The 17,621-nt window shown below is 42.9% G+C and carries 15 protein-coding genes; 1 reads left to right on the top strand and 14 read right to left on the bottom strand.

The features are described from left to right. On the bottom strand, positions 1 to 108 hold a 108-nt coding region (locus BM213_RS04680), incomplete at its 3' end, for an RRXRR domain-containing protein (RefSeq protein WP_208601868.1). A 407-nt stretch (positions 109 to 515) separates the two neighbouring features. On the opposite strand from BM213_RS04680, the gene BM213_RS04675 reads away from it, so the two are divergent. Beyond that, positions 516 to 989, top strand: coding sequence for a LiaI-LiaF-like domain-containing protein (locus BM213_RS04675; RefSeq protein ID WP_167357372.1), 474 nt, complete (start codon positions 516 to 518; stop codon positions 987 to 989). A 35-nt stretch (positions 990 to 1,024) separates the two neighbouring features. On the opposite strand, the gene yihA is transcribed toward BM213_RS04675, so the two are convergent. From yihA to ilvB, 13 genes are all read right to left on the bottom strand, one after another. Beyond that, entirely contained in the window at positions 1,025 to 1,606 is a 582-nt protein-coding gene (gene yihA / locus BM213_RS04670) for a ribosome biogenesis GTP-binding protein YihA/YsxC (protein ID WP_091701461.1), read from the bottom strand. Next, positions 1,603 to 3,942 carry an endopeptidase La gene (gene lon, locus BM213_RS04665; RefSeq protein WP_208601867.1) on the bottom strand — a complete coding sequence of 780 codons (2,340 nt, stop codon included), beginning with the start codon at positions 3,940 to 3,942 and terminating at the stop codon, positions 1,603 to 1,605. The genes yihA and lon overlap by 4 nt, the downstream gene beginning before the upstream one ends. 97 nt (positions 3,943 to 4,039) lie before the next feature. Beyond that, positions 4,040 to 5,698 carry an ATP-dependent protease LonB gene (lonB, locus tag BM213_RS04660; RefSeq protein WP_091701455.1) on the bottom strand — a complete coding sequence of 553 codons (1,659 nt, stop codon included), beginning with the start codon at positions 5,696 to 5,698 and terminating at the stop codon, positions 4,040 to 4,042. A 99-nt stretch (positions 5,699 to 5,797) separates the two neighbouring features. After that, complete coding sequence (clpX, locus tag BM213_RS04655) at positions 5,798 to 7,060, bottom strand: ATP-dependent protease ATP-binding subunit ClpX (protein WP_091701453.1); 1,263 nt, start codon at positions 7,058 to 7,060, stop codon at positions 5,798 to 5,800. Positions 7,061 to 7,254: 194 nt separating this feature from the next. Next, complete coding sequence (gene tig / locus BM213_RS04650) at positions 7,255 to 8,541, bottom strand: trigger factor (RefSeq protein WP_091701450.1); 1,287 nt, start codon at positions 8,539 to 8,541, stop codon at positions 7,255 to 7,257. A gap of 101 nt (positions 8,542 to 8,642) precedes the next feature. Beyond that, a complete protein-coding gene (locus tag BM213_RS04645) occupies positions 8,643 to 9,563 on the bottom strand; it encodes a DUF3196 family protein (RefSeq protein WP_091701447.1) in 921 nt (306 codons plus the stop codon). Between the two features lie 83 nt (positions 9,564 to 9,646). Continuing rightward, positions 9,647 to 10,231, bottom strand: coding sequence for a 3-isopropylmalate dehydratase small subunit (gene leuD, locus BM213_RS04640; protein WP_003396425.1), 585 nt, complete (start codon positions 10,229 to 10,231; stop codon positions 9,647 to 9,649). A gap of 11 nt (positions 10,232 to 10,242) precedes the next feature. Beyond that, complete coding sequence (gene leuC / locus BM213_RS04635; protein ID WP_091701445.1) at positions 10,243 to 11,658, bottom strand: 3-isopropylmalate dehydratase large subunit; 1,416 nt, start codon at positions 11,656 to 11,658, stop codon at positions 10,243 to 10,245. A 12-nt stretch (positions 11,659 to 11,670) separates the two neighbouring features. Next, a complete protein-coding gene (leuB, locus tag BM213_RS04630; protein WP_091701442.1) occupies positions 11,671 to 12,780 on the bottom strand; it encodes a 3-isopropylmalate dehydrogenase in 1,110 nt (369 codons plus the stop codon). A 16-nt stretch (positions 12,781 to 12,796) separates the two neighbouring features. After that, positions 12,797 to 14,341, bottom strand: coding sequence for a 2-isopropylmalate synthase (locus BM213_RS04625; RefSeq protein ID WP_091701440.1), 1,545 nt, complete (start codon positions 14,339 to 14,341; stop codon positions 12,797 to 12,799). Then, on the bottom strand, positions 14,328 to 15,353 hold the full coding sequence (gene ilvC, locus BM213_RS04620) for a ketol-acid reductoisomerase (RefSeq protein ID WP_004889180.1): 1,026 nt from the start codon (positions 15,351 to 15,353) through the stop codon (positions 14,328 to 14,330). The genes BM213_RS04625 and ilvC overlap by 14 nt, the downstream gene beginning before the upstream one ends. Before the next feature lie 16 nt (positions 15,354 to 15,369). Beyond that, positions 15,370 to 15,888: an acetolactate synthase small subunit gene (ilvN, locus tag BM213_RS04615; RefSeq protein WP_244149190.1), complete on the bottom strand. Its 519-nt coding sequence runs from the start codon at positions 15,886 to 15,888 to the stop codon at positions 15,370 to 15,372. Further along, positions 15,885 to 17,603 (bottom strand): acetolactate synthase large subunit, encoded by a 1,719-nt coding sequence (gene ilvB / locus BM213_RS04610; RefSeq protein ID WP_091701437.1) that lies wholly within the window; start codon positions 17,601 to 17,603, stop codon positions 15,885 to 15,887. Before ilvB ends, ilvN begins: the two co-directional genes overlap by 4 nt. Positions 17,604 to 17,621 lie beyond the last annotated feature (18 nt).

Raw genomic sequence — 17,621 nt, 5'->3', positions numbered from 1 at the left:
TGGAAATCGCCTGTAAATCGCCGCCTTCCCTTGTTTCAACAGCTTTCTTGCAACTGCTTCGTGACAAGGAGCAAGCGGACGTTTGTTTGTGTCTAACACAAAAACCATAGGGTTCTCCCCTTTCCTCTGCATAAAGCAGGTCATATTCTCCTCGACCATGTTATAGATGCTTGTTATGTGCAAGACACTAGCGCTACCCACCACGCTTGTTTAACCTTGCACGACAGAGGAACGGGCTGGAGAAGCACCCGAACGTGTCATGACATCTATAACGTAGGCTCTGTTTCAAGCCTTGGTCTGGTCAACATGGGGCTTACAAGCCCATGACTTTAGTCGTTGGGTTGTTGACCTCGAAGTTTAAAGTCATCTCATTTCATTATAGCACGTCTACATTGTTTTTTCCTTATAAACTGTGAATACAATTTGACAACTTTCGATCTTTCTTAAATGGCGCGCATTTAGTAAACTAGGAACAGATGCTGTTTTAAGTGTCGCATGGAATTGGGGGATTTTCAATGAAAAAACGTGGTATTTTTTCTGGCATCATCTTAATCGGTTTTGGGATGTATTTTTTACTTGAGCGATTTTCACTTTTTCCATCTTTCCATACGTGGCCAACGTTGTTGTTCATTACCGGAATCGCTTTTTTAGGTCAAGCGTACATCGGAAAAGACTACTCCGCTATTTTACCCGGCGTTGTGTTCACAGGAATTGGCGTTCATTTTCATCTCGCTTCGCGCCTTTCATCATGGCCGGATCATATAAGCATGGTCACCTTTATTATCGCGCTCGGATTGTTGCTACAGTACATAAAAACGAAACAAGCATTGCTTCCTACCGTTTTACTTTTTGTTTTGTCGATCATTTTTTTATTTTCACATCGGCTTCAACAAGTGTTTACATCCGTAACGTTTGATTCACTCATTCATATTTGGCCATTGTCGTTCATTTTGATTGGATTGTACTTATTATTCATAAAAAAAGGCTAACTATACAAAAAATGTGGGTCAATCACCCACATTTTTTACATCCATTTTTGCAATGCTCCCCACGCTTCATCTTTCCCTTGTCCTGTTTCAGCCGAAAAAATAATAAGTTCGTCATCTGAAATAAGACGCAATGTTTCTTTGGCGACTTTCTCATGTTGTTGCCATTTCCCGCGTGGAATTTTATCCGCTTTCGTTGCGATGACGAGCGTCGGAATGTTGTAATGTTTTAAAAACTCATACATCATCACATCATCTTTCGTTGGAGGATGACGCAAATCAACGATCAACAACGCTGCCTTCAGCTGTTCACGTGTCGTAAAATACGTTTCAATCATTTTCCCCCATGCTTCGCGTTCTGTTTTTGATACTTTCGCAAATCCATATCCCGGCACGTCAACAAAATAAAACGCATCGTTAATGCGATAAAAGTTCAATGTTTGTGTCTTTCCAGGTTTTGACGAAGTGCGCGCAAAATTTTTTCGGTTAATCATTTTATTAATAAACGACGATTTTCCGACGTTTGAGCGCCCAGCAAGCGCAAACTCTGGGAGCTGGCCTGCTGGATATTGTTCTTGCTTCACAGCGCTAATGACCATTTCTACGTTTGTAATTTTCATTTTTCTCCACCTACCAAAGCATGTTCAAGTACATCATCAATATGTGAAACGAGAACAAACTGCAATTGTTTTTTTACAACCTCTGGAATATCTTCTAAATCTTTTTCGTTTTCTTTCGGCAAAATGACTTTCTTTAACCCTGCGCGATGGGCGCTTAATACTTTCTCCTTTACCCCGCCAATCGCAAGTACACGACCGCGCAATGTAATTTCACCCGTCATACCGACAAAACGGCTCACTCGTTTTCCTGTCAACGCCGAAATGAGCGCCGTCGCTATCGTAATTCCTGCCGAAGGCCCATCCTTTGGTACCGCCCCTTCTGGCACATGAATATGAATATCTAACTTTTCATGAAACTCTGGATCGATTCCGAATTCTTTCGCCTTCGAGCGAATGTATGTAAATGCTGCTTGGGCAGATTCTTTCATGACGTCGCCTAGTTGACCCGTCAGCGTCAGCTTTCCTTTGCCAGGAGCAATCGATACTTCAATTGCCAACGTATCTCCACCAGCCGCTGTATACGCCAACCCTGTCGCCACGCCAACTTGATCTTCACTTTCAGCTCGCCCGTAATGATATTTCGGCTTTCCTAACCATTCGCTAACGTTTTTTTCTGTTATGACAACGCGCTTTCGTCCCTCAGATACGATTGTTTTGGCAGCTTTGCGACAAATGGAAGCCAGTTGGCGTTCTAAATTCCGCACACCTGCTTCACGCGTATAATAGCGAATGACTTGCATGAGCGCTTCATCGCGCATATGAAGCATACGCTTTTGCAAACCGTGCGCTTCCATTTGTTTTGGCAATAAATGTTCTTTTGCAATATGAAGCTTTTCAATTTCCGTATAGCTCGGAATTGTAATGACTTCCATTCGATCTAGCAGCGGACGAGGAATCGTTGCGAGCGTATTCGCTGTCGCAATAAACATCACTTTCGATAAGTCATACGGCTCTTCAATATAATGATCGCTAAATGAATGATTTTGTTCCGGGTCCAATACTTCAAGTAACGCCGCAGACGGATCACCGCGAAAATCGTTCGACATTTTATCAATTTCATCAAGTAAAAATACAGGGTTAATCGTTCCAGCTTTTTTCATCCCTTGAATAATACGACCTGGTAAAGCCCCGACGTACGTGCGGCGATGTCCACGAATTTCCGATTCATCTCGCACCCCACCGAGCGAAATACGAACGAAATGTCGATTTAACGTTTTTGCAATCGAACGAGCGAGCGATGTTTTTCCAACTCCCGGCGGGCCAACTAAACAAAGAATTGGACCTCGCAACGAGTTCGTCAGTTGTTGCACAGCTAAATATTCAAGAACGCGCTCTTTTACCGTTTCGAGCCCGTAATGTTCTTCGTTTAAAATATTTTCAGCGCGATGAATATCGTGAATATCTTCTGTTTGTTTCGTCCATGGTAACGCAAGCAACCAATCTAAATAGTTGCGAATAACTCCACTTTCTGCAGAAGCGGCCGGCACTTTTTCATAGCGTTCAAGCTCTTTTAATGCAGTTGCTTTCACGTGTTCCGGCATACCTACTTGTTCAATTTTCTCGCGCAACGATTCAATTTCGCCAGCTTTTCCTTCTTTCTCACCAAGCTCTTTTTGAATGGCCTTCATTTGCTCGCGTAAGTAATATTCTTTTTGCGTCCGCTCCATCGATTGTTTCACGCGTTGGCTAATTCGTTTTTCTAAATGCAAAATTTCTTTTTCGTTATGAAGAATTTGAATGATTTGATGAACGCGTTCTTTCACAGCAACCGCTTCAAGCAACCGTTGCTTTTCTTCAAGTTTTAACGGCAAATGAGAAGCGATAATGTCCGCCATTCGCCCCGCTTGTTGAATGTCCATGACAGACGTATAAATATCAGCGGACAATTTTTTAGAAAGCTTTATGTATTGCTCAAAATACTCAAGCATTGTGCGGCGCAATGCTTCAAGTTCCATATCGTCCTTTTCATTGTCGGTAAACTGTTCAATTTGCACGACATAGCAAGGATCTTCACTTACCCATTTTAATACTTTTCCGCGCGATATTCCTTCAACGAGCACACGAAATGTCCCGTTCGGCAACTTCAATAATTGCTTCACCCGCGCAACCGTCCCCATATCATATAAATCTTCAAGTTCCGGATCATCAATTTGTACGTCTTTTTGCGACGTTAACAACACGAGATTGTCTTCAACCATCGCTTTTTCTAACGCCTGCACGGATTTTTCCCGTCCAACATCTAAATGCAATACTGTCGTCGGGAACACAAGTAATCCTCTTAACGGCAAGAGTGGAATCACTTTATTTTTCTTTCTCGCCACAACCCGCACCTCCATCATACTTCTATTGCCCTATTGTATAGTACATTATAGAGTTTGTAAAATCTTTCATCGTAAAAAATCGACTTCAACGCTCCGTTGAAGTCGACTGCTTTCACATAAGTTCTGTTTTCGGCACATGGTGACGCATTGGAACAGAACGAACGTGTTCGCGAAATAAGAAAGAAAGAACATCACCGATATGGTCAACTGGAACGATTTCAATTTCTGTCACTTGTCTTAAAATAGATTGCATATTGTCACGTGGAATGATGACTGTTTTCGCTCCAGCTTGTTTGGCCGCTTTCACTTTCGGGAAAATACCACCAACTGGTTTAACGTTGCCGTGTACACCAATTTCTCCCGTCATTGCGACCGTCGGATCAATCGGTAAACGATAAATAGCTGAGTAAATGCCTATTGCCATCGCTACCCCAGCAGAGGGGCCGTCAATTGGAACACCACCTGGAAAATTCACATGAATATCATATTGGTCAGCAGGAACGCCGAACGTGCGTAAAACGGTAATCACACTTTCAATGGAGCCGCGCGCCATGCTTTTTCGCCGAATAGATTTCCCTTGTCCGCCGATTTGCTCTTCTTCCACAATGCCAGTCATATTGATCGTTCCTTTTTCTTTTGCTGGCAATACGGCAACTTCAATTTCTAATAACGCCCCGCTATTTGGACCGTGAACTGCTAGTCCGTTCACTAATCCAATTTTCGCTTCTGTCCCTACCTTTTTTTCATAACGTGGTGATAATTGACTCGATTGAATGACCCATTCAATGTCTTGACGTAAAATTTTAGACCGTTTCTCCGAAATAACAATACCCGCCGCAATTTGCAACGTGTTGACCGCTTCCCTTCCGTTGCGCGCGTACATCGCTAGCTCATTTACCGCTTGTTCTTCAATTGGAAGATTCACTTTTTCTGCTGCCTTTTTCACAATTTGGGCAACTTCTTCTTGTTCTAAATCTCTAAAAAATACTTCCATACAGCGTGAGCGAATAGCTGGCGGTATTTCATTTGGCGTGCGCGTCGTAGCGCCGACGAGCCGAAAATCAGCCGGTAATCCGTTTTGAAAAATATCATGAATATGATTCGGAATGTTTGGATTTTCCTCACTGTAATACGCGCTTTCAAAAAATACTTTGCGATCTTCTAACACTTTCAACAACTTGTTCATTTGAATGGGATGCAATTCACCAATTTCATCAATGAATAGTATACCACCGTGGGCGTTTGTCACCGCCCCTTGCTTCGGTTGCGGAATACCTGCTTGTCCCATCGCCCCCGCTCCTTGATAAATCGGATCGTGTACAGAACCGATGAGCGGATCAGCAATGCCCCGTTCATCGAAACGTGCTGTCGTTGCATCTAATTCAATAAATACAGCATCCTTTCGAAACGGAGATAACGGATTTTTTTTTGCTTCTTCTAATACGAGACGAGCCGCTGCTGTTTTTCCAACGCCAGGCGGCCCATAAATAATGACATGTTGTGGATTCGGTCCACATAACGCAGCTTTTAACGCTTTTATCCCATCTTCTTGACCGACAATATCATCAAACGTTTTTGGACGCACTTTTTCAGCAAGCGGCTCTGTTAATGAAATGGAACGCATTTTCCGAAGTTGCTCCATCTCTTTTCTCGCTTCTTTATCGATCGAAATTTTTTGTGTTCGTTGGCTTTTTAATAAATTTAAAAAGTATAGGCCGATCACGATCCCGAAAAACAACTGAATCATTAATGCGATATTCGTCCAATTCATGCTCGTTCCTCCTGCGTATGTATTGTACGCATAGTATCTCCGAACAAAAACAGAAATAAACAAAAAAACCGCCTTTCTCATCGAAAGGCGATTTTAAACTTAAGCGGACGTTTTTCTTTCATACTCGACGACCGTTCCATCTTGTAAAATGAGAAGCGGCGCTTTTTCTCCGCGTACCGTTTGTGCAGTAATGACACATTTTTTCACATCTTCACGCGACGGTAATTCAAACATAACATCGAGCATAATGCCTTCAATAATTGAACGCAATCCGCGTGCCCCTGTTTTCCGCTCAATCGCGCGTTTGGCAATTTCACGAAGCGCTTCTTCTTCAAATTCAAGTTCAACATCGTCAAGCTCAAGCATTTTTTCATACTGCTTCACGAGCGCATTTTTCGGCTTCACTAAAATATCAACAAGCGCGTCTTCATCAAGCGGCTGCAAGCTTGTAATCACCGGAAGACGACCAACAAACTCTGGAATTAACCCGAACTTTAATAAGTCTTCTGGCAACACTTTCGATAATAAATCTTTTTCTTCAACTTCAGCTTGCACATCAGAGCTAAAACCGATTACTTTTTTACCGAGTCGACGCTTAATAATTGGCTCTAAACCGTCAAACGCTCCCCCGCAAATGAACAAAATGTTTGTCGTGTCAATTTGGATAAACTCTTGATGCGGATGCTTGCGCCCCCCTTGTGGCGGCACACTCGCGATAGTACCTTCCAAAATTTTTAATAATGCTTGCTGTACCCCTTCACCAGATACGTCGCGCGTAATGGAAGGGTTTTCTGATTTCCGCGCAATTTTGTCAATTTCATCGATGTAAATAATTCCTTTTTCTGCTCGCTCAATATCATAATCTGCAGCTTGAATGAGCTTCAACAAAATATTTTCAACGTCTTCACCTACATACCCGGCTTCTGTTAGCGATGTCGCATCAGCGATCGCAAATGGCACATTTAAGATGCGTGCAAGCGTTTGAGCGAGCAACGTTTTTCCACTTCCTGTCGGTCCGATCATTAAAATGTTACTTTTTGCTAATTCAACATCGTCAATTTTACTGTTTGAATTAATGCGTTTGTAATGGTTGTATACTGCCACAGAAAGCGCTTTTTTCGCCTCATCTTGTCCGATGACGTACTCATCTAAAATTTCGCGAATTTCCTTCGGTTTCGGCACATCTTTAAATTCTACTTCTTCTTCCGATCCAAGCTCCTCCTGCACAATTTCAGTACACAATTCAATACATTCATCACATATGTATACGCCTGGGCCAGCAACAAGCTTGCGCACTTGTTCTTGCGTTTTGCCACAAAACGAGCATTTTAAATGCCCTTTTTCATCATTAAATTTAAACATGTTTTCACCCCTTATTCCTTTACGATCATATGTACATAAAAATGAAAAAACGTTATGTATTCGTCATTTTATCATAAATCTTTAAAAGTATGCCAATAAAAATGCAAATGTGCGTGAAAAGTTAGAAAACTTCCATAGTGATTTATATGTGGAAAGAACAAGGCACGTGTGGCACCTTGTTCTTTCTCCTCTCATTATGCAACAACTTTGCTGTTTTCAACAAGGAAATCGATCGCTTTGCGCATCTTCAAATCTTCTTTTAAGCCGTCTACTGTGCCTAAAAGCTCTTTTAACTTATCTACTGATAAGTTATATAAGTTAGCCATTTCTTGCAATTCTTTTTCTACTTCTTCTTCTGTGACGTCGATGTTTTCTGCTTTTACAATCGCTTCAAGCGTCAACGTTACACGAACACGTTTTTCTGCTTCTTCTTTCATTTGTTCACGAAGTGCTGCTTCATCTTGTCCAGAGAATTGGTAGTATAAATCAAGATTTAATCCTTGCATTTGTAAACGTTGTTCAAACTCGCGAATCATGCGATCTGTTTCATTTTTCACCATCACTTCTGGAATGTCCATTTGCGCATTTTCTGTCGCTTTTTGAACAACGGCATCGCGAAGTGCAGCTTCTGCTTCTTCTTTTTTCTCTTTTGTTAAGCGGTCTTTAATTTTTTCTTTTAGGGCATCTAATGTTTCTACTTCTTCATCTGCATCTTTCGCAAATTCATCGTCAAGTGCTGGAAGTTGTTTTGTTTTAATTTCATGCAATTTAATTTTGAACACCGCTGGTTTACCAGCTAATTGCTCTGCATGATATTCTTCTGGGAATGTTACTTCAATATCTTTTTCTTCTCCAGCAGCCATGCCAATTAATTGTTCTTCAAATCCTGGGATAAATGTGCCTGAACCGATGACAAGTGAATAGTTTTCTGCTTTTCCACCTTCAAACGGCTCACCATCAACGAATCCTTCGAAATCGATGACGACTGTATCACCGTTTTCTACCGTTCCTTCTTCTTTCACAACAAGCTCAGCATGACGCTCTTGCAGGCGTTTTAATTCTTGCTCCACATCTTCGTCTGTTACAGTATCGTCCAATTTTTCAACTTCAAGACCTTTATATTGGCCAAGTGTAACCTCTGGCTTCACAGTTACTTTTGCAGTGAAAATTAAGCTTTTTCCTTTTTCTATTTGCTCGATGTCGATTTCTGGACGATCGACTGGCTCGATGCCTGTTTCTTCAACAGCTTTTGCGTATGCCTCTGGCAATAAAATATCTAACGCATCTGCGTATAATGACTCAACGCCGAAACGTTTTTCAAATAGAGAGCGAGGAATTTTTCCTTTACGAAATCCTGGAATTTGTACTTTTTTCACTACTTTTTTAAACGCTTCATCTAATCCTTCATTCACTTTTTCAGCGTCTACTTCAACTGTAAGAACGCCTTGGTTACCTTCAAGTTTTTCCCATTTCGCCGACATGCTCATTTCCCTCCAACTTCAAAAATTCATGTAAATGAACTACATATATGTAGGCATACACGGTTTTATGTGTAATACAACCACTATATTATACCATACAATCATATACTTTCAACAGAAAGCCACAATTTTTCTACCTCATAAAGTTTGGCAACAAGCGGATGTGTACATATCATTTCGCCATTTTCACATTGTTGAACATATATATGTAGGGCATCTGCCCATTGTTGTACCGGCTGTTCTGGTAGAAATGGATATATCATAAACATGTAGCGAATCCATATTTGCTTGCTCCACTCGTACATCGTCGGATTTTGCTTTGCCCACGTTTGATCGACGATGTGAAGCACTTGCTCTGAAAATTGTTCTTGTTTTCGCTCATCGAGATAAGCTGGAACAACAGTCATCGTTTGGCCAAATTTTTTAACAGTCATTTGCTTCGTCACTTGTTCTTTTTTTAACGTCTGCAATATTGTCGTTTTTACAGCGGGATGGTTCGTTTCATCGCGCAAATAGCGAACAAACATAGGAACAAGATGCAACACAACATTCCGCTCCAGTTGCTGAAGGACGTGAAGTTGGGCTGTCCATTGATCGCTTTCGAAAATGGCTTCGTACTGTTTTTTCTTTTGTTCCTGATGTGAGCGAACCATTTTTTCACTAAAATGCAAAAGCGGTAACAATGAGGTGCAGTCGATTCCTTTTTGTTGCAACGTTTGAATAACTGCAATCACTTCATCGTACTGCTGCAAATGGACGAGCATAGAAATGTATATTGTCCAATCCCCTGTTCCACGCGCCAACAGCTGTTCGCACTTTTCTTTCGCCTCTTTGATTCGTCCCATTTCAAACAGGCAAACGACGAGCGCCATGTCCACATCATCGTCGTTCAAATTGAACTGCTGCAATTGTGTAAAATACGTATATGCTTCCTTGTATCGTTTTCCTTTTAACGCATCCATTCCTTCAGCCAACAACCGCTCTTTAATATAGGGGTGCGGAATGACTTTTCGATTTTTCACTTGTACCCACCTTCATGTACATTTATTTTTCAGTTTAACAACATTTGCCTATAAACTCAATAAAAAACGCCCTTGACAACTTGTCAAGAGCGCGATTGTTCATAAGCAACGATATGCGGCTCATACACGAACGTTAAGTCGATTTCGTCCCAACCTTTTAAAAGAAGCTGTTTTCGATACGGGTCAATGTCAAATGCGCTTGTAAATCCTTCGTCATCAAAGACGACTTGCTGCTCAAGCGAAATGGTGAGCTCATAGTCTGACCGTTGCGCCTGTTTCAATAAATACGCAACGTCTTCTTTCGATAGCTTAATAGGGAGTAAGCTATTTTTTAAACAGTTGTTGTAAAAAATATCCGCAAATGAAGGAGCAATAACAGCACGAAAGCCGTAATCAGCAAGCGCCCACGGAGCATGTTCGCGCGATGAACCACAACCGAAATTTTCATTGGCGACTAAAATTGTCGCTCCTTCATTTTCAGGACGGTTTAATTCGAACTGTGGATTTGGCGTACCATCAGGGAGATAACGCCAATCGTAAAAAAGAAATTTACCAAATCCCGTTCGTTCAATTCGTTTTAAAAACTGCTTCGGAATGATTTGATCCGTATCCACGTTGGCACGATCTAACCCCGCTACTTTTCCTTTATGAACAACGAATGGTTCCACTTTTTCCACTCCTATCGTACCGTTTCTTTATATAGCGTACGCACATCGACAAAATGGCCGTAAATGGCCGCGGCTGCCGCCATCGCTGGACTCACTAAATGCGTACGTGCACCTTTTCCTTGACGTCCTTCAAAGTTTCGGTTTGACGTTGAAGCGCAATGCTCGCCTGCTGGTACAGTATCTGGATTCATTCCGAGACACATGCTACAGCCGGAATCACGCCATTCGAAGCCAGCATCAATAAAAATTTGAGCAATTCCTTCTTCCTCCGCCTGCTTTTTCACTTGCTGAGAACCTGGAACGACGAGCGCTCGAACACCTGGGGCAACTTTTTTTCCTTTTACAATTTGCGCCGCTTCCCGTAAATCGCTTAAGCGAGAGTTCGTACATGATCCGATAAATACATGCTGTACAGCAATATCTGTCATTTTTGTTCCCGGCTTTAACCCCATATATTGCAACGCTAACCGTACTGCTTTTTGCTCCGTTTCTGTCGCAAACTGTTCAGGATAAGGAACCGTCCCATCGATCGGAGCGCTCATCGCTGGTGTTGTACCCCATGTGACCGTTGGGGCAATTTCACTTCCATCTATATGAATGACGCGGTCATACACCGCCCCTTCATCTGTACATAACTGTTTCCATCGTTCAACCGCTTGTTCAAACGCCTCACCTTTTGGCGCGTATTTTCTTCCTCGCAAATAAGCAAACGTCACATCATCTGGCGCAATTAATCCCGCCCGTGCTCCCGCTTCGATCGACATATTGCAAATGGTCATTCGCTCTTCCATTGATAGACGACGAATGACGTCACCTGTAAATTCGAGTACATATCCTGTACCGAAATCAACACCGAACTTACCAATAATAGCTAAAATGACATCTTTCGCCGATACACCTGGTGCTAGCGTACCTGTAACATGAACTTGCATCGTTTTTGGACGGTGTTGCCATAGTGTTTGTGTCGCTAACACGTGCTCCACTTCGCTCGTTCCGATGCCAAACGCTAGCGCTCCAAAAGCGCCGTGTGTTGACGTATGGCTATCACCGCAAACGATCGTTTTTCCCGGTTGTGTTAATCCAAGTTCCGGGCCAATGACGTGCACAATCCCTTGCTCTGGGCTGTTTAAATCGGCAAGCGGAATGCCGAACTCACGACAATTTCGCTCTAGTGCTGTCATTTGATTTTTCGCCACTTCATCTTCAACAACAAACCGATTCACCGTCGGCACGTTATGATCCATCGTTGCAAATGTTAAATCTGGGCGGCGCACTTTTCTCCCTTTTTGCCGCAATCCTTCGAACGCTTGTGGAGACGTGACTTCATGAACGAGATGTAAGTCAATATATAATAAGTCCGGTTTTCCTTCTTCACGATACACAACGTGTTCATCCCAAATTTTTTCGATAATCGTCTTTGGCGCCACCACAATCTCCTCCTACACATATACTTGCATAATTCGTTCGATCGCTACATCGTCTAAAATCGCATCTTTTACTTTTTCAACCATTTCCGTCGTTGATAGTACACAATCGCCTTGTTGAGCGATGTCTGTCGTTCGATACCCTGCGTCTAGCACTTGCTTGACCGCCTGTTCAATGATACGCGCCTCTTCTGTCAATCCAAAAGATAAACGAAGCATCATTGCCGCTGACAAAATAGTTGCAAGCGGGTTCGCTTTATTTTGTCCTGCGATGTCCGGAGCAGAACCGTGAATCGGTTCGTATAATGCTGGCCCATTAACAGATAAGCTCGCTGAAGGAAGCATACCGAGAGAACCTGTTAACATGGACGCTTCATCACTTAAAATATCACCGAACATATTTTCTGTTACGATCACGTCGAATTGTTTTGGAGAGCGAACGAGTTGCATCGCTGCATTATCCACGAGCATATGTTCAAGTTGAACATCTGGGAAACGTTTAGCCACTTGTTCAGCCACCTCTCGCCACATGCGGCTTGACTCTAGCACGTTCGCTTTATCAACGGACGTTACTTTCTTTTTCCGCTTTTGCGCTAGTGCAAAAGCAAATGTAATAATCCGTTCGATTTCTTCCCTTTTATAAAACAGTGTATCAACGACCGCTTCCTCCCCTTTTTCGATCCGGCGTTCACTTGGCTTTCCAAAATATAAGCCTCCTGTTAATTCACGAACGATAACAAAATCAGCCCCTTCAATCACATGTGGTTTAAGCGGGGAAGCGCCAGATAGACTGTCATAAAACGTAACTGGTCGAACGTTCGCAAACAAATTCATCTCTTTTCGAATTTGCAACAATCCTTTTTCTGGACGGAGATATGGCGGATTGCTGTCCCATTTCGGCCCCCCGACCGCACCAAGCAATACCGCATCGCTCTGTTTACACATGTGAAGCGTTTGTTCTGGGAGCGGCGTTCCTTCACGGTCAATCGCTTCTCCGCCAATCAAGCCGTATGAAAAATGAAACGTATGCCCAAAACGATCACCAATTGCTTGTAAAACATTGACCGCCCCCTTTGTCACTTCTTTTCCGATACCATCTCCCGGCAAAACAGCGATACGATACATAAAACATCCCCCTTTGTTATTGCGCCGCAAGCGCTTGTTCTTCTCGCATTTTTTCGATGACGAACATGCGATTTACCGCATGAATATATGCTTTTGCAGATGCTTCTAGCACATCTTGTGCCGTCCCACGTCCGCTTGCTTCTTTCCCATCGAGCGATACTTTCACATACACTTGTGCTAAAGCATCCCTTCCGCTTCCTACAGATTCAATGCGATAATCAAGCAACGTAACAGGTAATTGCAGCGCTTTTTCTAATGCGTTATATAACGCCTCGACGCTGCCAGCTCCTGTCGCCGCTTCTTGAATGTCGTTTCCTTCCCCGTTTTTTAATACGACCACTGCTGTCGGAATTTGATTGGTTCCGTATTGTACTTGAATAGAACATAATTGATAAAAGTTTTTATACGTATCTAACTTTTCATCTAAAATGAGTGCAATTAAATCATCATCCGTAATATCTTTCTTTTTATCTGCTAAATCTTTAAAACGGCCAAACAAACGATTGACCTCTTCATCTGTTAATGAATACCCAAGCTCTTGAATGCGTGTTCGAAACGCATGGCGCCCTGAATGTTTCCCAAGTACCATCGCATTCGATTGCACTCCAACAAGTTGCGGAGATATAATTTCGTACGTCGTTTTTTCTTTTAACACACCATCTTGATGAATGCCTGACTCATGAGCAAAAGCGTTTTTACCGACGATCGCTTTATTTGGTGGGACAATCATTCCTGTCAACTTGCTTACTAAGTTGCTCGTACGTTTAATTTCTTGTAAGTTCAAGCGCGTCTCTGCTTGATAGTAATCTCTACGAATATAAAGCGCCACCGCAACTTCTTCAATCGCAGCGTTTCCGGCTCGCTCACCGATCCCGTTCACCGTCCCTTCAATTTGCGTCGCCCCTGCCTCAATGGCTGCGAGCGAGTTAGCAACAGCCATTCCTAAATCATCGTGACAATGCGCAGATAAACTAATTTTTTCAATATTCCGAACATTTTCTTTTAAAAAGGAGAATATGTCGCCATATTGTTTCGGGGTAATATAACCGACTGTATCTGGAATGTTAATGACGTTCGCCCCCGCTTCAATGACGCGTTCAACAATCGTCGCAAGGAACGGAAGATCGCTTCGACATGCATCTTCTGCTGACCATTGTACAATCGGAAAATATTTTTTCGCGTAACGAACAGATTCTACAGCTGTTTCGATGACTTGTTCTGGTGTCATTCGCAATTTATATTGCATATGAATGGGCGATGTCGCGATAAATACGTGTAATCGCGGTTCTGCCCCGTCTTTTAACGCCTCCCATGCCGCGTCAATGTCCGATTGAACAGAACGAGAAAGACCTGTCACTGAACAGTTGCGAACCGTTTGGGCGATCGCTTGAATGGCTTGGAAATCACCTTTCGATGCGGCAGGAAAGCCCGCCTCGATGATATCTACACCGAGGCGTTCTAACTGTCGAGCAATTTCGAGTTTTTCATGCAAGTTTAAGTTGACGCCTGCAGACTGCTCGCCATCACGCAACGTCGTATCAAAAATGTTAATTTTTCGCACCAACCGTCACCACATCTTTCTGTTTAGCGTTGACAAACGGCATCATTTTTCGTAATTCGCGCCCAACAACTTCAATTAAATGTTCGTTTTCCCGACGGTTGATCGCGTTAAACTCTGGACGATTCGCTTCGTTTTCTAAAATCCACCCTTTCGCAAACTTACCCGTTTGAATATCTTCAAGCACTTTTTTCATTTCCACTTTTACTGCATCGTTAATGATGCGTGGCCCTGTCACAAAGTCGCCCCATTGTGCTGTATCAGAGATTGAATAACGCATGCCTGCCAAACCACCTTCATACATTAAATCAACGATCAGCTTTAACTCGTGTAAACATTCAAAGTATGCAATTTCCGGCTGGTATCCAGCTTCAACAAGCGTCTCAAATCCTGCTTTGACAAGGGCAGTTAATCCACCGCAAAGAACGGCCTGTTCACCGAATAAATCTGTCTCTGTTTCTTCTTTAAACGTCGTTTCAATCACGCCCGCTCGGGCTGAACCGATCGCTTTCGCATACGCAAGCGCCGTTTCTTTCGCTTCACCGCTCACATCTTGATATACAGCGATCAATGCAGGTACACCTGCCCCTTCCGTATATGTGCGACGCACTAAATGACCAGGCCCTTTCGGCGCGACTAAAAATACATCCACATCGCTCGGCGGAACAATTTGATTGAAGTGAATATTAAATCCGTGCGCAAACACGAGCGCGTTTCCAGACTGCAAGTTTGGTGCAATTTCTTCTTTATATACTTTCGGTTGATGTTCATCTGGAAGTAAAATCATCACAACGTCAGCTTGTTTTGTCGCTTCACTGACAGGCAAGACGACAAAGCCATCTTGCTCTGCTTTTTCCCACGACTTCCCTTTTCGCAGCCCAATAATCACCTCAACACCGCTATCACGTAAGTTTTGTGCATGCGCATGGCCTTGAGAACCGTATCCGATAATTGCTACTTTTTTCCCTTGAATGTAAGCTTCGTTTGCATCGCCATTGTAATATACTTTTACCATAATAAAATCCTCTCCTTTAAATAATAAATAGTGATTTATTTGTTGATGATGCGCGTTGTGAGCCGCGCGGAAACGCTGTTGTTCCTGTTCTTGCGACTTCCTTTAACCCGTATGGCTTTAATAAGTCGATAAGCGCGTCAATTTTTTCTGGTTCACCTGTCACTTGAACAACGAGACTATCTCGTGCTACATCGACAATCGCTGCGCGAAACGGTTCAATGAGCGTATAAATTTCACCACGTGTCGCTGGGGTAACCGCCACTTTAATTAAAGCAAGCTCTCGAACAATAATCGCTTGATCAGTAATATCAACCACTTTTAATACGTCAATCTGTTTGTTCAGTTGTTTTGTAATTTGTTCAGCAATGCGTTCATCTTCTACATTGACGACGAACGTCATGCGTGAAACACCCTCTGATTCGGTATGACCAACTGTAATGCTTTCAATGTTATAATGCCGCTTCGTAAACAAACCTGTAATACGGTTTAATACGCCTGGACGATTGTTCACCGTCATTGTAATAATTCGTTTCACCATTTCACCCCCACCATTTCATGTAATCCTTTTCCTGGGGCAACCATCGGATATACGTTTTCACCTGGATGCACATGAAAATCAAGCAAAACTGGTGCATTCGTCGCAAATGCTTCTTTCAATACGTATTCCGCTTCTTCTTCGGTCGTTGCACGCATCGCTTTCATCCCATACGCTTCTGCTAAGCGAACGAAATCTGGTTGATTCGGAATGAGGGAATGAGAATATCGTTTTTCGTAAAAAATTTCTTGCCATTGACGAACCATACCAAGCGCCTGATTGTTGACAATGACAATTTTAATTGGCAAATTTAGCTCTTGAATGACAGATAGCTCTTGTAACGTCATTTGGAACCCACCGTCACCAACGATCGATACGACCGTTGCCTCTGGCTGTGCCAATTGCGCTCCGATTGCCGCTGGCAATCCAAATCCCATCGTACCTAGCCCGCCTGATGTAACCCAACGGTGCGGTCGTTTGAATTTATAATATTGAGCGACCCACATTTGATGTTGGCCTACATCTGTCGTTACAACCGCTTCGCCATTTGTATATTCATGAATGAGTTCAATAAGCCGTTGCGGTTTTAATACACCTGGTTCATGTTTGTACATAAGCGGATATTCTCGTTTCCATTCATTCAACTGTTTGAGCCATTCGGATACGTCTGGGCGCTTTCCGTTTTGCTCAATTAGTTGCATGAGCGCTTCTTTTGCATCACCGACAATCGGTATTTTTGTTGGTACATTTTTTCCGATTTCCGCTGGGTCGATATCGATATGAGCAACTGTTGCTTTCGGTGCAAAGTGCGCCAAGTTTCCGGTCACTCGGTCATCAAATCGTGCACCTATATTGATGAGAAGGTCGCATTCATACAACGCCATGTTCGCTGTGTACGTTCCATGCATACCTGCCATCCCAAGAAATAGCGGGTGATCGGCCGGAAAACCACCAAGTCCTAAAAGCGTATGGATAACCGGAATGTTTTGTTGTTCGGCATATTGTTTTAGCTGCTCATGCGCATTCGCGTGAAGAACACCAGCACCAGCCAAAATAACTGGCCGCTTCGCTTGGCTTACTGCCTCAACGAGCTTGCGAATTTGTAAATGATTTGGCTTTGTTGTCGGCTGATACCCTGGCAGCTGTACATCTTGTTCGTAATCAAACTCCGCTTCTGCGACAGACATATCTTTCGGAATATCAATTAACACAGGACCTGGTCGCCCAGTCGTTGCAATATGAAACGCTTCTTTAATAATTTTTGGCAGCTCTTGTACGTCGCGTACTTGGTAACTATGTTTTGTAATTGGCATTGTAATACCTAATACATCCGCTTCTTGAAAGGCATCAGATCCAATGACGCTAGAAGCTACCTGCCCTGTAAAAACAACGAGAGGGATAGAATCCATCATCGCATCCGTTAAACCTGTCACAATATTTGTCGCACCCGGCCCCGATGTAGCGATGACGACACCAGGCTTTCCTGAAATGCGAGCGTATCCTTCTGCCGCATGGATAGCCCCTTGTTCGTGTCGTGTCAATACGTGAAATACTCCCGATTCGTACAACTTGTCATAAATCGGTAATACAGCACCTCCTGGATACCCGAAAATGACTTTCACGTTTTCTGCTTTAAGCGCTTCAATTAACATGAGCGCCCCACATAACGTTTGCTTTTTTGCTACTTTTTCTTTCACTTTCATATTCGCTGCCATTTTTTCACCCCTAAAAAA

Source organism: Anoxybacillus pushchinoensis (genome assembly GCF_900111795.1).
GTDB lineage: Bacteria > Bacillota > Bacilli > Bacillales > Anoxybacillaceae > Anoxybacillus > Anoxybacillus pushchinoensis.
Note: the sequence above shows the minus strand (reverse complement) of the source record. Positions and strands in the feature narration are given on the sequence as shown.